Here is a 14,111-nt window from a genome sequence, read left to right on the forward strand (position 1 = left end):
CCGCGTACCTAGACTCTGGACCCATGCGAACCGATCCCGTCGTCCAGGTGCGTGCCCTGGTGAAGCGGTACGGCACGAAGACCGCGGTGGACGGCCTCGATCTGATGGCCCAGCCGGGCCTGACCGCCGTGCTGGGCCCCAACGGCGCCGGCAAGACGACCACGGTCGAGACCTGTGAGGGGTACCGCAGGCCGGACTCCGGTACGGTACGCGTCCTGGGTCTCGACCCGGTCAGACAGTCCGGTGAGCTGCGACCCCGGATCGGGGTGATGCTCCAGTCCGGCGGCGTCTACTCCGGTGCCCGCGCCGACGAGATGCTGCGGCACGTGGCCAAGCTGCACGCGCACCCGCTCGACGTGGACGTGCTCATCGAGCGCCTCGGGCTCGGCTCCTGCGGACACACCACCTACCGGCGCCTGTCCGGCGGCCAGCAGCAGCGGCTCGCGCTGGCGATGGCCGTGGTGGGGCGCCCGGAGCTGGTGTTCCTGGACGAGCCCACCGCCGGCCTCGACCCGCAGGCCCGCCGGGCCACCTGGGACCTCGTCCGGGACCTGCGCACCGACGGCGTCTCCGTGATCCTCACCACCCACTACATGGACGAGGCCGAGCAGCTCGCCGACGACGTGGCGATCATCGACGCGGGCCGGGTCATCGCCCAGGGCTCCCCCGAGGACCTGTGCCGCGGCGGCGCCGAGAACACCCTGCGGTTCACGGGCCGCCCGGGCCTGGACGTCGGCTCCCTCCTCAAGGCCCTGCCCGCCGACTCCTCCGCCGCCGAACTGACCCCGGGCTCCTACCGGGTCACCGGCAAGGTCAATCCGCAGCTGCTCGCGACGGTCACCTCCTGGTGCGCCCAGCACGGCGTGATGCCGGACCGGATATCGGTGGAACGGCACACCCTGGAGGACGTTTTCCTGGAGCTGACGGGCAAGGAGTTGCGCTCATGAATGCGGCCGACACATGCCCCTGCCGGGGGCCCGGGGGCCGCCCCCCGGGAAGACACAGCCTGGAGCTGACGGGCAAGGAGCTGCGCTCATGAATGCGGCCGACACACGCCCCTGCCGGGGGCCCGGGGGCCGCCCCCCGGGAAGACACAGCCTGGAGCTGACGGGCAAGGAGCTGCGCTCATGACGACCACCACCTCCGGCGCCTACGCTCCCCGGCCGGGCGCGGCACCGCTCCCCCGGATGATCGCCGCGCAGGCGGTGCTGGAGACGAAGATGCTGCTGCGCAACGGCGAGCAGTTGCTGCTGACGGTCGTGATCCCGACGCTGCTGCTGGTCCTGTTCAGCTCGGTGGACATCGTCGACACCGGCAAGGGCGAGGCCATCGACTTCCTCGCCCCCGGCATCCTGGCGCTCGCCGTGGTGTCGACCGCGTTCACCGGCCAGGCCATCGCGACGGGCTTCGAACGCCGGTACGGCGTCCTGAAGCGGCTGGCGTCCTCACCGCTGCCCCGTTGGGGCCTGATGACGGCCAAGACGGCATCCGTGCTGGTCACGGAGGTCCTCCAGGTCGTCCTGCTGACGGTGATCGCCTTCGCGCTGGGCTGGTCGCCGCACGGCAACCCGGCGGCCGTCCTGCTCCTGCTGATCCTCGGCACGGCCGCGTTCTCGGGGCTCGGGCTGCTGATGGCGGGCACCCTGAAGGCGGAGGCCACGCTGGCCGCCGCGAACCTCGTCTTCCTGCTGCTGCTGGTCGGCGGCGGAGTGATCGTCCCGCTGGACAAGTTCCCCTCGGGCATGCGGGACGTGCTGGCGCTGCTGCCGGTATCGGCTCTGTCGGACGGGCTGCGGGACGTACTCCAGCACGGGGCCGGCCTGCCGTGGGGCGATGTCGGGATCCTCGCCGTATGGGCGGTGGTGGGGCTCGCCGCCGCCGGCAAGTTCTTCCGCTGGGAGTAAACCCGCCATGGACGAACCGGACCCTCGTGAAAGCGTGCACAAGCGGCGGCCTACCATGGACGGCGTGCCAAAGCTGACCCGCGCCGACGCCACCGCCGCCGTGCGCAACCCCCTCGCCTTCATCGCCGCACGCTGGACGCCGGATCCCCGGACGGTCCGGCGGGCGGCGCTCGCCGCGCTCGTCATGTCGGTGGTCATCGTCGTCACCGGCGGTGCCGTACGGCTGACCGGCTCGGGCCTCGGTTGCCCGACCTGGCCCAAGTGCACGGACGACTCGCTCACCGCCACCAGCGCGATGGGCTTCCACGGCGCCATCGAGTTCGGCAACCGCATGCTGACGTACGTGCTGTGCGCGGCCGTCGGCTGGGCGATCATCGCGGCGCGCTCCGAGAAGCCGTACCGGCGCGGCCTGACCCGGCTGGGCTGGGCACAGTTCTGGATCGTGATGAGCAACGCGGTGCTCGGCGGCATCGTGGTGCTCGTCGGCCTGAACCCGTACACGGTCGCGGCGCACTTCGTGGCCACGTCGGCCCTGATCGCGGTCGCCACGGTGATGTGGCAGCGCACACGGGAGGGTGACGGGGAGCCCCGTGCGCTGGTCGGCAGGTCCGTGCAGCAGCTGGTCTGGTTCCTGGTCGCCGCCGCCGTTCTGCTGATCCTCGTCGGCACGGTCGTCACCGGCGCGGGGCCGCACGCGGGCGACTCCAGCGAGGTCGACCGCATGCCGCTGGACTGGGAGACCGTCAGCAAACTGCACGCCGTGCTGGCGTGGATCGTGGTGACGCTGACCTTCGCCCTGTGGTTCGTCCTCAAGGCGGTCGACGCCCCGAAGGCGCCGCTGGCCCGCACCCGGGAGCTGTTCCTGGTGCTGCTCGCCCAGGGCGTCATCGGCTACGTCCAGTACTTCACCGACCTTCCCGAAGCGCTGGTCGGCCTGCACATGCTGGGATCCGCCGTGATGTGGATCTGGGTGGTGCGGGTGCTGCTGTCGCTGCGCGAACGGGCGGAGATCCCGGCCGGCCTGCCGGGCCCGTCCTCCGAGCCCGCGGTGGCCACGCGCGCGTGAGTCATCCGTACGCCGAAACGAGCCGGTCGATGGCCGGCCCCAGGTAGGCCCGCGCCAGCTCGCCCCGGCGTGCCGTCCAGTCCTCGGTGCGCCGGGCCGGTTCCTCGTACCGGCGTCGTCGAATGTCGTCGACGACCTCGGTGGGCGCCCCGAGACCGGGCAGCAGCTCCAGTGCCTCCCGCTTGGAGATCAGGCGTGCCTCGCGCAGCGTGACGTCGGCACGGGCGAACGTCAGCAGCCCCAGGTCGACCCAGACGTCCTGCCGCCAGAGCCGTGCCTTGTCCACGGCGGGCCGCCAGAAGTCCCGCTGGTCACGCACGACGAAGGCCGCGAGCTCGCCGTCCGGCACCGGCGGGAGCAGCCCTGTCGGGGCCTCGCCGTACAGCACTCGGCCGAAGGCGTGCAGCTCACGGCGGGTGACCGGGGTGACGGGGCGGCGCATCACATGGTCGTGGGCCCAGGTCAGATGCGGGTGCTCCGCGTCGGCCGATGTGCGGGGCGTGAGATAGCTGCAGTGCAGTTGGGGGGCGAGCGGCTCGGCGCGCAGCCCGCGGTGGAGCGCGACCACACGGCGTACGGTGCGCAGCGTGATGGTCTCGGGCAGCACCGCGATCAGGTCCAGGTCGCTGCGGCCCTCCTGGTAGTCGCCCCCGGCGAGCGAGCCGTGGGCCCAGACGGCGGTGGGGCTCAGGGCCATCAGCCCATCGAGGAAACGGGCCGATAAGGCGTCGGTCTTCTGCATGAGGGCCAGTCTGTACACCTCACCCCAGCCCGTACACCCTGCGCGCGTTCCCCGCCGCGATCAGCCCGGCGACCCGCTGGGCGTCCGACAGCGACCAGGCTCCCTCGGCCACCCAGGTGCCGAGGACCCTCGCCAGGGCCTCGCGGAACAGGCGGGCGCCCACGACGTGCAGCTCGGGCAGCCCCTGGGCCCCGCTGGAGAAGAGGATCTTGCCGAAGGGGGCGAGTTCCAGGATCTCGGCGAGGACGGTGGCCGCGCGGGCACCGGTGCGGACGAGGGCGGCGCCGGAGTCGGCGTACACGTGCGGGAAGACGCCCGCGAGGTGGGCGGCGTGGCGGTGGTACGGGTAGCCGTGCAGCAGGACCAGGTCCGTGCCGAGGCCCGCCGTCGCGCGGACGAAGTCCGTCAGCAGCACCGGATCCGTACGGTCGATGCGCAGGCCCGGCGCCCCCAGCCCCGCGTGCAGTTGCAGGGGCAGCCCGGAGGCCACCGCCATCCACAGCAGGTGCCGCAGCAGTACCGGGTCGCTCAGCTCACCGCCGACGCCACGCCCGGCCAGCCACCGTCCCGCGGCGCCGCGCACCTCCCCCGGGCCGGGCGGCTCCGGCGCGAGCGCGAGACCGTGCCGTACGCCCGCGACGGATGTGAAGGCGACGGCGTTCACGGCCGCCCCGCGCACCGCCTCGGCGAGATTGGCGAGGAACGACTCGACGGTGCCGGAGGTGTCGGCGACCTGTTCGGCGAGGAGTTCCAGGCGGATGATCTCATGGGCGCGCGCGTTGGCGGCGGCCGCCATCTCGCCGGGTCCCGTGAGGTCGCCGGGCAGTCCGGTGTCGACCAGATAGGTCGTGATCCCGCTGCCGCGCAGCAGCCGGCGGCCCGCTTCCAGTACGCCGAGTTCACGACGCCGGGCGAGATAGCGGGCGGGCGGGCAGTGCGGATCCAGGCCGAGGAGCGGGGGGCACCAACGGCGTACGGCGAAACCCGTCTGGGTGTCGAAGAGGGTGGTGCCGGGCGCGGGCGGGCCCTCGGTGCGGGCGAGCTGGGCCTCGAAGGTGCCTAGGCCCAGCTCCGTTCTCAGTACGCCGTGGCAGTACTGGTCCACGAGGGACGGCGTTTCGATCATCCGGGCTCCCCGTGTGCGCTGGCCTACACGGGCCTAACGGGTGAACCGGTGAGTAGGTGTTGGTGGGTGCGGTGATTCCGTCCCGGGCGCGTCGTTCAGCCGTTGCTCGGGCCGCCGACCTGGATCCCGGCCATCCTCGTCCACTCGTAGCGCCCCGTCCTCACCTTCGCCGCGAAGTCGCCGTCGAACGACTCGTGCACGGTGATGCCGGACTTCTGCACCGCCTGCTCGGCGATGGCGTACGTGGGAGCCACCAGGTCGCCCCAGCCGCCGTCCTCGCCGACGAGGACGATCCGGGCGCCGCGCTCCCCGATGTACGCGACCTGGCCCTCGGCTCCGCCGTGCTCCTTGGCGAAGGCGTTGATCTGCTTGCTGAGGCGGGCCACCTTGCGCTCGGCCTTCGCGTCTACCTGCTGCGTGTCTGCCATGGCCTGGATGCTACTCACGGGTAGAACGGCTGGCGAGGGCAGGGCCCTGTGACGTACGTCAGCGCAGGAACGGGTCCACCGCGATCGCCAGGAAGAGCAGCGACACATAGGTGATCGACCAGTGGAACAGGCGCATCTCCTTGAGCTTCACGCCCGTGACCTCCGCCTTCGCGCGGGTCAGCAGCGCGTGCGCCTCCCACAGCCACCAGCCGCCCGCCACCAGGGCGACCGAGGTGTAGAACCAGCCGGTGTAGCCGAGGGGCGTCAGCAGCAGGGAGACGGCCACCATCACCCAGCTGTAGAGGACGATCTGCTTGGCGACGACCTTGTTGGAGGCGATCACCGGCAGCATCGGCACGCCCACGCGCGCGTAGTCGTCCTTCACCTTCATGGACAGCGGCCAGTAATGCGGCGGCGTCCAGAAGAACATCACGAGGAAGAGGATGACCGGCGCCCACGACAGGGAGTTCGTCACCGAGGACCAGCCGATGAGCACCGGCATGCAGCCCGCGATGCCGCCCCAGACGATGTTCTGCGAGGTACGGCGCTTGAGGATCATCGTGTAGACGACGACGTAGAAGAGGAGCGCGCCGAGGGCGAGCCAGGCCGACAGCCAGTTGACGGTGAGGCCGAACAGCAGCGTCGAGACCACGGCGAGCGTGATGCCGAAGGCGAGGCACTCGCGCGGGCTGACCATGCCGGTGACCAGGGGGCGCTGCGAGGTGCGGTCCATGAGCGCGTCGATGTCACGGTCGATGTACATGTTCAGCGCGTTGGCGCCGCCGGCGGACAGATAGCCGCCGAGGCACGTGAGCAGGACCAGGCCGAGGTCCGGCACTCCCTGCTGCGCGAGGAACATCACCGGAACGGTGGTGATGAGCAGCAGCTCGATGATCCGCGGCTTGGTCAGAGCCACGAACGCCTTGACACGGGCCCCGAACGGCCGGTGGCTCGGGCTCTGGCTCGTCCCGATCATCCCCGCTGGACGGGATTCAACGGCCGTCACGCACACCCCTGACAGAGACATCCCAGCGAGCCTCCCGGTGTGAAGTCCCGGTAAAGGCTCGCGCGTACCACGCCACTGTAGACGTTGCCCAGACCCGGACATTCGCGGGGGTCGGATCGTGTTGGAGGGGGCCCTCCGGGGGGTCGTCCGCGGGGTCGTCCGACGTGCGTTCGGTGGCTCGATTGAGCAGTCGGATGAGCGGCTCCGTATTCAGATGCCGAATGCGGTCCCGCCCAGCGGGGAGGCGGATCGCGCGCACCCCCGTCCATCTGGAACGGCTCGAAAAAACGCACGTACTCGCGGGGGTAGGCTCGACAGCGGCCGGTGGGCATCCAGTGCACCGGCAGCCGGTGGGCGCGCGCCCAGAACACCGGTACCCGACATGTGGAGAGGAGCCCTGACCCAGGGTGAGCACCAAGCCGACCACCACAGACCTCGAGTGGACCGAGCTGGACCAGCGGGCCGTCGACACCGCCCGCGTCCTGGCCGCAGATGCCGTACAGAAGGTCGGTAACGGCCATCCGGGTACGGCGATGAGCCTGGCGCCTGCCGCCTACACCCTCTTCCAGAAGGTGATGCGGCACGACCCGGCGGACGCCGACTGGGTCGCACGCGACCGTTTCGTGCTGTCCGCGGGCCACTCGTCCCTGACCCTGTACACCCAGCTGTACCTGGCCGGTTTCGGTCTGGAGCTGGATGATCTGAAGGCGTTCCGCACGTGGGGTTCGAAGACCCCGGGCCACCCGGAGTACGGGCACACCACCGGTGTGGAGACCACGACCGGCCCGCTGGGCCAGGGTGTCGCCAACGCCGTGGGCATGGCGATGGCCGCCCGCTACGAGCGCGGTCTGTTCGACCCGGACGCCCCGGCCGGTGAGTCGCCCTTCGACCACTTCGTGTACTGCATCGCCGGTGACGGCTGTCTGCAGGAGGGCATCTCCGCCGAGGCCTCCTCCCTGGCCGGCCACCAGAAGCTCGGCAACCTGGTCCTGCTGTGGGACGACAACCACATCTCCATCGAGGGCGACACCGAGACGGCCGTCTCCGAGGACACCGTCAAGCGCTACGAGGCCTACGGCTGGCACGTGCAGCGCGTGGCGCCGAAGCCGGACGGCGACCTCGACCCGCACGCCATCTACAACGCCATCGAGGAAGCGAAGAAGGTCACGGACAGGCCGTCCTTCATCGCGATGCGCTCGATCATCGCCTGGCCCGCCCCCAACGCCCAGAACACCGAGGCCGCGCACGGCTCGGCGCTGGGTGACGACGAGGTCGCGGCCACCAAGCGCGTCCTGGGCTTCGACACCGAGCAGTCCTTCGAGGTGGCCGACGAGGTCATCGCCCACACCCGCAAGGCGCTTCAGCGCGGCGCCGACGCGAAGGCGGAGTGGGAGAAGTCCTTCCAGCTGTGGCGCCAGAACAACCCCGAGCGGGCGGCGGACTTCGACCGGGTCACCGCGGGTGAGCTGCCGGCGGGCTGGGAGGAGAAGCTCCCGGTGTTCGAGCCCGGCAAGGGTGTCGCCACGCGTGCCGCGTCCGGCAAGGTGCTGCAGGCCCTCGGCGAGGTCGTCCCCGAACTGTGGGGCGGCTCGGCGGACCTGGCCGGCTCCAACAACACCACCATCGACAAGACGAGTTCGTTCCTGCCGGCGGGCAACCCGCTTCCGGAGGCGAGCCCCTACGGGCGCACCATCCACTTCGGCATCCGTGAGCACTCCATGGCCGCGGAGATGAACGGCATCGCGCTGCACGGCAACACCCGTGTCTACGGCGGCACGTTCCTGGTGTTCTCCGACTACATGCGCAACGCGGTCCGGCTGTCGGCGCTGATGCACCTGCCGGTGACGTACGTGTGGACGCACGACTCCATCGGTCTCGGCGAGGACGGCCCCACCCACCAGCCGGTCGAGCACCTCGCCGCGCTGCGCGCGATCCCGGGTCTGAACGTGGTGCGTCCGGCGGACGCCAACGAGACCGCGATCGCCTGGCGCGAGATCCTCAAGCGCTACACCAAGGAGTTCGGCAAGGGCGCCCCGCACGGCCTGGTGCTGACCCGTCAGGGTGTGCCGACGTACGAGCCCAACGAGGGCGCGGCGCGTGGTGGTTACGTCCTCCTCGAGGCCGAGGGCGGCGAGCCGCAGGTCGTGATCGTCGCGACCGGTTCCGAGGTGCACGTGGCCGTCGAGGCGCGTGAGCAGCTCCAGGCCGACGGTGTCCCCACCCGTGTGGTGTCCATGCCGTCCGTGGAGTGGTTCGAAGAGCAGGACCAGGGGTACCGGGACAGCGTGCTGCCGCCGAGTGTGAAGGCCCGTGTCGCGGTCGAGGCCGGGATCGGACTGACCTGGCACAAGTACGTGGGAGACGCCGGTCGCATCGTTTCCCTGGAGCACTTCGGTGCTTCGGCCGACGGCAAGGTGCTCTTCCGCGAGTACGGCTTCACTGCCGAGAACGTGGCCGCCCAGGCCCGGGAATCCCTGACCGCCGCCCAGCGCTGACGCTCATATACGACACGTAGGAGATGCATTTTCCATGACAGACGCACTCAAGCGCCTCTCCGATGAAGGCGTCGCGATCTGGCTGGACGACCTGTCGCGCAAGCGGATCACGTCCGGCAACCTCGCCGAGCTGATCGACCAGCAGCACGTCGTGGGCGTCACCACCAACCCGACGATCTTCCAGAAGGCCATCAGCAGCGGCGACGGCTACGAGCAGCAGCTCGAGGACCTCGCGGCCCGCAAGGTCACCGTGGAAGAGGCCGTCCGCATGATCACCACGGCCGACGTCCGCGACGCCGCCGACATCCTGCGCCCGGTCTTCGACGCCACCGACGGCCAGGACGGCCGGGTGTCGATCGAGGTCGACCCGCGCCTGGCCCACAACACCCGGGCCACCGTCGCCGAGGCCAAGCAGCTGGCCTGGCTCGTCGACCGCCCCAACACCCTCATCAAGATCCCCGCCACCCGGGCGGGCCTGCCGGCGATCACCGAGGTGATCGGCAACGGCATCAGCGTCAACGTCACGCTGATCTTCTCGCTGGAGCGCTACCGCGAGGTCATGGACGCCTACCTCAGCGGCCTGGAGAAGGCCCGTGAGAAGGGCCTGGACCTGTCGAAGATCCGCTCCGTGGCGTCGTTCTTCGTCTCCCGGGTGGACACCGAGATCGACAAGCGGCTCGACGACCTCGGCACCCCCGAGGCCAAGGCCGCCCGCGGCAAGGCCGCCGTCGCCAACGCCCGCCTCGCCTACCAGGCCTACGAGGAGGTCTTCTCCTCCGACCGCTGGAGCGCCCTGGAGAAGGCCGGCGCCAGGAAGCAGCGGCCGCTGTGGGCGTCGACCGGTGTGAAGGACCCGGCGTACAAGGACACCCTGTACGTCGACGACCTGGTGGCGCCGAACACGGTGAACACCATGCCGGAGGCCACCCTGCTGGCCACCGAGGACCACGGCGAGATCACCGGCAACACCGTCGGCGGCGCCTACGAGCAGGCCCGCACGGACCTCGACGCGCTCGAGAAGCTCGGGATCTCCTACGACGACGTCGTGCAGGTCCTGGAGGACGAGGGCGTCGAGAAGTTCGAGGCGTCCTGGAACGACCTGCTGAAGTCGACCGAGGCCGTCCTGGAGCGCCTCGCCCCCTCGGAGGGCTGACATCTTGGCCTCGTTCTCCGGTTCCGGAGCGAACCCGCTTCGTGACCCCGCCGACCGACGGCTCCCGCGTATCGCGGGGCCGTCGGGCCTGGTGATCTTCGGCGTCACGGGTGATTTGTCACGCAAAAAGCTGATGCCCGCGGTGTACGACCTCGCCAACCGGGGGCTGCTGCCGCCGGGCTTCTCGCTGGTCGGCTTCGCCCGCCGCGAGTGGGCGCACGAGGACTTCGCCGCCGAGGTGCACGACGCGGTCAAGGAGCACGCCCGCACCCCCTTCCGCGAGGAGGTCTGGCAGCAGCTCATCCAGGGCATGCGCTTCGTGCAGGGCACCTTCGACGACGACGACGCCTTCGAGCGGCTGCGCTCGACGATCGAGGAGCTGGACAAGGCACAGGGCACGGGCGGCAACTTCGCCTTCTACCTGTCCGTGCCGCCGTCCGCGTTCCCGGTGGTCATCCAGCAGCTGAAGAAGCACAACCTGGCCGACCAGTCGGGCGGCTCGTGGCGGCGCGCGGTCATCGAGAAGCCGTTCGGCCACAACCTGGAGTCGGCCGAGGAACTCAACGCGATCGTGCACGAGGTCTTTGCCCCGGACCAGGTCTTCCGCATCGACCACTACCTGGGCAAGGAGACCGTCCAGAACATCCTGGCGCTGCGTTTCGCCAACACGATGTTCGAGCCGATCTGGAACCGGTCCTTCGTGGACCACGTGCAGATCACGATGGCCGAGGACATCGGCATCGGCGGCCGGGCGGGCTACTACGACGGCATCGGCGCCGCCCGTGACGTCATCCAGAACCACCTGCTCCAGCTCATGGCCCTCACGGCCATGGAGGAGCCGGCCTCCTTCGACGCGGATGCGCTCGCCGCGGAGAAGACCAAGGTGCTCGGCGCGGTGAAGCTGCCCAAGGACCTGGGCAAGGACACCGTGCGCGCGCAGTACGCGGCCGGCTGGCAAGGCGGCGAGAAGGCCGTCGGCTACCTCGAGGAAGACGGCATCAACCCGCAGTCGAAGACCGACACCTACGCGGCCGTCAGACTGAACATCGACAACCGCCGCTGGGCGGGCGTCCCGTTCTACCTGCGCACCGGCAAGCGGCTGGGCCGCCGCGTCACGGAGATCGCGGTGGTCTTCCAGCGGGCCCCGCACTCCCCCTTCGACCACACGGCGACGGAGGAGCTCGGCAAGAACGCGATCGTCATCCGCGTCCAGCCCGACGAGGGCGTCACGGTCCGCTTCGGCTCCAAGGTGCCGGGCACCTCGATGGAGATCCGGGACGTGTCGATGGACTTCGCCTACGGCGAGTCCTTCACCGAGTCCAGCCCGGAGGCGTACGCGAGACGGACGGAGCTGGCGCCGCCCATGAAGATAGACCTCACGGACACCACCGCCGGCAAGGTCAACAAGGCGCTGGTCCAGGGGCGGCGCGCCATCGGCACCCCGGCCGTCGGCATGGTCCTCACCCTCGTCGTCGTCACCGACGAGGAGAACGCCTACGACGCCCTGAAGGCCGCCGGCGACGCCTCCCACGAGCACCCCTCCCGCACCCTCGTCGTCATCCGGCGCGTCTCGCGTTCGCACCGGGACCGTACGCAGTCCCGGCTCGACGCCGAGGTGCGGGTGGGCGCGGACGCGGGCACCGGCGAGACGGTCATCCTGCGGCTGTACGGCGAGGTGGCCGACCACGCCCAGTCGGTCGTGCTGCCGCTGCTGCTGCCGGACGCGCCGGTCGTCGTCTGGTGGCCGGTCGAGGCGCCGCTGGACCCGGCCAAGGACCCGCTGGGCGCCTTGGCGCAGCGCCGGGTCACCGACACCTACACGGCCGAGCAGCCGGTACGGGACCTGACGGCGCGCGCCCGCACCTACACGCCCGGCGACACGGACCTGTCGTGGACCCGCATCACGCCCTGGCGTTCGATGCTGGCCGCGGCCCTGGACCAGGTCACCTGCGAGGTCCAGGCCGTCGAGGTCGAGGGCGAGGAGTTCAACCCGAGCTGTGAGCTGCTCGCGATGTGGCTCGCCGACCGGCTGGACGTCCCGGTGCGGCGTTCGCTGTCCGGCGGGCCCGGTCTCACCGCGGTCCGCATGGCCACCGACTGCGGTCCGATCGTCCTGGACCGTGCCGACGGTTCGCTGGCCACCCTGTCCATCCAGGGTCAGCCGAACCGTGCGGTGGCGCTGAAGCGCCGTGACACGGCCGAGCTGATCGCGGAGGAGCTGCGGCGGCTGGACCCGGACGACACCTACGCGTCGGCACTGCGGTTCGGCGTGGACCGGCTGAAGGCCGGATCGACTCCGGCGACGGCTCCGGCGACGGCTCGGGCACTGGACGCGGCACCCGGCGAGGGACCGGTGGCCAAAGGAGAGGAGCGCCTCGCCCTCCCCGCTCCCGTGGAGGTCGCTGCGAAAGCTCCCGCGAAGGAAGCGACGCAGGAGGCCCCGGTGAAGAAGGAGCCCGAAGAGGCCCCCGAGGGCAAGGGGGCGGCGCAGTGAGCACTCCGCAGCTGGTCGTGCACCGCGACAAGGAACTGATGGCCCAGGCCGCTGCGGCCCGGCTGATCACCAGGGTCGTGGACGCACAGGCCTCCCGGGGCCACGCGTCCGTGGTGCTGACCGGCGGCCGCAACGGCAACGGCCTGCTGGCCGCGCTGGCCGCCGCGCCCGCCCGGGACGCCGTCGACTGGGGCCGGATCGACCTGTGGTGGGGCGACGAACGCTTCCTGCCGGAGGGCGACCCCGAGCGCAATGTCACCCAGGCCCGCGAGGCACTGCTCGACGCGGTGCCGCTGGACCCGAAGCGCGTGCACGCCATGCCCGCGTCGGACGGACCGTACGGCGCCGACGTGGAGGCGGCGGCGGCCGCCTATGCCGAGGAACTGGCCCGGGCGGCCGGCCCCGAGAACCATGGGGCGGTGCCCACCTTCGACGTCCTGATGCTGGGCGTCGGCCCGGACACCCATGTGGCGTCGCTCTTCCCGGAGCTGCCCGCCGTGCGGGAGACCGAGCGCACGGTGGTCGGCGTCCACGGCGCGCCCAAGCCGCCGCCGACCCGCGTCACCCTCACCCTCCCGGCGATCCGGGCGGCCCGTGAGGTGTGGCTGCTGGCCGCCGGCGAGGACAAGGCCCAGGCCGCGGCGATCGCCCTCTCGGGCGCGGGCGAAATCCAGGCTCCGGCGGCGGGAGCGCAGGGCCGGGCCCGCACCCTGTGGCTCCTGGACACGGCCGCGGCGTCCCGGCTCCCGAGGTCGCTGTACCCGCCGGCGTCTCCGTGACGGTGCGGGGCCCGGGGCTCGACACGAAGCCCCGGGTCCTGGCCTCCGGTCACTTCACCGACCCGGCCATCACGCCCTGGACGAAGTGCCGCTGGAAGGCGAAGAAGACCACCACCGGCACGATCAGCGACAGGAACGCCCCGGGCGCCAGTACGTCGATATTGCTGCCGAACTGCCGGATCTGTGACTGGAGTTCGACGGTCAGCGGCTGGGACGAGCTGTCGGCGAAGAGCAGGGCCACCAGCATGTCGTTCCAGACCCAGAGGAACTGGAAGATGGCCAGGCTGGCGATGGCCGGCCGTCCCACCGGCAGGACGAGCCTGGTGAAGATGCGCCATTCGCTGCCCCCGTCCATCCGGGCCGCCTCCAGCATCTCCTTCGGCATCTCGGCGAAGTAGTTGCGCAGCAGGAACACCGCGAACGGCAGCCCGTAAGCCACGTGGAAGAGCACGACGCCGGGGATCGTGCCGAACAGGCCGAGTTGTCCGAAGAGTTTGGCGACGGGCAGCAGGCCGATCTGCACGGGCACCACCAGCAGCGCGACCACTACGAGGAAGACCGTCTCGCGGCCCGGGAAGTCGAGCCAGGCGAAGGCGTAGCCGGCGAGGGCCGCGACGACCACGACGAGCACCGTCGTCGGCACCGAGATCAGCACCGTGTTCCAGAACGCCTGGGTGATGCCCGCGTTCTTCAGCAGCGCCGTGTAGTTGTCGAAGGACAACTGCCCCGGGCTGGTGACCACCGTCCACCAGCCGCCCTCGGCGGTGTCCTCGGCGGACCGCAGGGAGGACACGAACAGCCCGGCCAGCGGTGTCATCCACACCAGGCCGACGACCACGAGGAAGGCCTGGACGAGCCCGTTGCCCAGCCCGCGCCGGACGGCGTTCATCGGTGACTCCTGTTCATCGCTGACCCCTC

Annotated in this window: 12 protein-coding genes and 1 pseudogene; 8 read left to right on the top strand and 5 right to left on the bottom strand. The window is 70.8% G+C overall.

What is annotated here, in order from left to right; translation table 11 throughout:
- Positions 1–23: 23 nt before the first annotated feature.
- The 3 genes from IG99_RS00850 to IG99_RS00860 all read left to right on the top strand — a co-directional run bounded on the left by IG99_RS00850 (position 24) and on the right by IG99_RS00860 (position 2,970).
- The gene (locus IG99_RS00850) at positions 24–947 is read left to right on the top strand and encodes an ABC transporter ATP-binding protein (RefSeq protein ID WP_037668527.1); all 924 of its coding nucleotides are present in this window, start codon (positions 24–26) and stop codon (positions 945–947) included.
- A 180-nt stretch (positions 948–1,127) separates the two neighbouring features.
- Positions 1,128–1,904: an ABC transporter permease gene (locus IG99_RS00855; protein WP_037668530.1), complete on the top strand. Its 777-nt coding sequence runs from the start codon at positions 1,128–1,130 to the stop codon at positions 1,902–1,904.
- A 55-nt stretch (positions 1,905–1,959) separates the two neighbouring features.
- Entirely contained in the window at positions 1,960–2,970 is a 1,011-nt protein-coding gene (locus tag IG99_RS00860) for a COX15/CtaA family protein (protein WP_037668532.1), read from the top strand.
- Between the two features lies 1 nt (position 2,971).
- Here the strand turns inward: IG99_RS00860 and IG99_RS00865 are convergent, their stop codons facing one another.
- From IG99_RS00865 to IG99_RS00880, 4 genes are all read right to left on the bottom strand, one after another.
- Complete coding sequence (locus tag IG99_RS00865; RefSeq protein WP_037669541.1) at positions 2,972–3,712, bottom strand: nucleotidyltransferase domain-containing protein; 741 nt, start codon at positions 3,710–3,712, stop codon at positions 2,972–2,974.
- Positions 3,713–3,731: 19 nt separating this feature from the next.
- On the bottom strand, positions 3,732–4,838 hold the full coding sequence (locus IG99_RS00870; RefSeq protein ID WP_037668535.1) for an amidohydrolase family protein: 1,107 nt from the start codon (positions 4,836–4,838) through the stop codon (positions 3,732–3,734).
- A 95-nt stretch (positions 4,839–4,933) separates the two neighbouring features.
- Positions 4,934–5,266 (bottom strand): hypothetical protein, encoded by a 333-nt coding sequence (locus IG99_RS00875; RefSeq protein WP_037668537.1) that lies wholly within the window; start codon positions 5,264–5,266, stop codon positions 4,934–4,936.
- 58 nt (positions 5,267–5,324) lie between these two features.
- Positions 5,325–6,242, bottom strand: coding sequence for a heme o synthase (locus IG99_RS00880; RefSeq protein ID WP_199815427.1), 918 nt, complete (start codon positions 6,240–6,242; stop codon positions 5,325–5,327).
- Positions 6,243–6,679: 437 nt separating this feature from the next.
- Here IG99_RS00880 and tkt point away from each other — a divergent pair, with 437 nt between their 5' ends.
- The 5 genes and pseudogenes from tkt (at position 6,680) to pgl (ending at position 13,193) form a co-directional block, all read left to right on the top strand.
- A complete protein-coding gene (gene tkt / locus IG99_RS00885; protein ID WP_037668541.1) occupies positions 6,680–8,767 on the top strand; it encodes a transketolase in 2,088 nt (695 codons plus the stop codon).
- 34 nt (positions 8,768–8,801) lie between these two features.
- The gene (gene tal / locus IG99_RS00890) at positions 8,802–9,920 is read left to right on the top strand and encodes a transaldolase (RefSeq protein WP_037668542.1); all 1,119 of its coding nucleotides are present in this window, start codon (positions 8,802–8,804) and stop codon (positions 9,918–9,920) included.
- 4 nt (positions 9,921–9,924) lie between these two features.
- Positions 9,925–11,262 (top strand): annotated as a pseudogene (gene zwf / locus IG99_RS50015) (glucose-6-phosphate dehydrogenase); the annotation flags it as partial.
- Positions 11,263–11,283: 21 nt separating this feature from the next.
- On the top strand, positions 11,284–12,414 hold the full coding sequence (gene opcA, locus IG99_RS50020) for a glucose-6-phosphate dehydrogenase assembly protein OpcA (protein WP_234311738.1): 1,131 nt from the start codon (positions 11,284–11,286) through the stop codon (positions 12,412–12,414).
- Positions 12,411–13,193, top strand: coding sequence for a 6-phosphogluconolactonase (gene pgl, locus IG99_RS00900; RefSeq protein WP_037668544.1), 783 nt, complete (start codon positions 12,411–12,413; stop codon positions 13,191–13,193). Before opcA ends, pgl begins: the two co-directional genes overlap by 4 nt.
- A gap of 49 nt (positions 13,194–13,242) precedes the next feature.
- Here pgl and IG99_RS00905 read toward each other — a convergent pair whose 3' ends face one another.
- Entirely contained in the window at positions 13,243–14,082 is an 840-nt protein-coding gene (locus tag IG99_RS00905) for a carbohydrate ABC transporter permease (RefSeq protein WP_037668546.1), read from the bottom strand.
- Positions 14,083–14,111: the final 29 nt, after the last annotated feature.

The organism is Streptomyces griseus subsp. griseus, assembly GCF_000720255.1.
In the GTDB taxonomy this organism is placed as follows: domain Bacteria; phylum Actinomycetota; class Actinomycetes; order Streptomycetales; family Streptomycetaceae; genus Streptomyces; species Streptomyces griseus_I.

Bases quoted from the DNA above. Each gene is read 5' to 3' on its own strand.
- IG99_RS00875 (WP_037668537.1), bottom strand. From the start codon at position 5,266: ATGGCAGACACGCAGCAGGTAGACGCGAAGGCCGAGCGCAAGGTGGCC.
- IG99_RS00880 (WP_199815427.1), bottom strand. From the start codon at position 6,242: ATGATCGGGACGAGCCAGAGCCCGAGCCACCGGCCGTTCGGGGCCCGT.
- IG99_RS00860 (WP_037668532.1), top strand. From the start codon at position 1,960: ATGGACGGCGTGCCAAAGCTGACCCGCGCCGACGCCACCGCCGCCGTG.
- tal (WP_037668542.1), top strand. From the start codon at position 8,802: ATGACAGACGCACTCAAGCGCCTCTCCGATGAAGGCGTCGCGATCTGG.
- IG99_RS00870 (WP_037668535.1), bottom strand. From the start codon at position 4,838: ATGATCGAAACGCCGTCCCTCGTGGACCAGTACTGCCACGGCGTACTG.
- IG99_RS00855 (WP_037668530.1), top strand. From the start codon at position 1,128: ATGACGACCACCACCTCCGGCGCCTACGCTCCCCGGCCGGGCGCGGCA.
- opcA (WP_234311738.1), top strand. From the start codon at position 11,284: ATGAAGATAGACCTCACGGACACCACCGCCGGCAAGGTCAACAAGGCG.
- IG99_RS00865 (WP_037669541.1), bottom strand. From the start codon at position 3,712: ATGCAGAAGACCGACGCCTTATCGGCCCGTTTCCTCGATGGGCTGATG.
- IG99_RS00905 (WP_037668546.1), bottom strand. From the start codon at position 14,082: ATGAACGCCGTCCGGCGCGGGCTGGGCAACGGGCTCGTCCAGGCCTTC.
- IG99_RS00850 (WP_037668527.1), top strand. From the start codon at position 24: ATGCGAACCGATCCCGTCGTCCAGGTGCGTGCCCTGGTGAAGCGGTAC.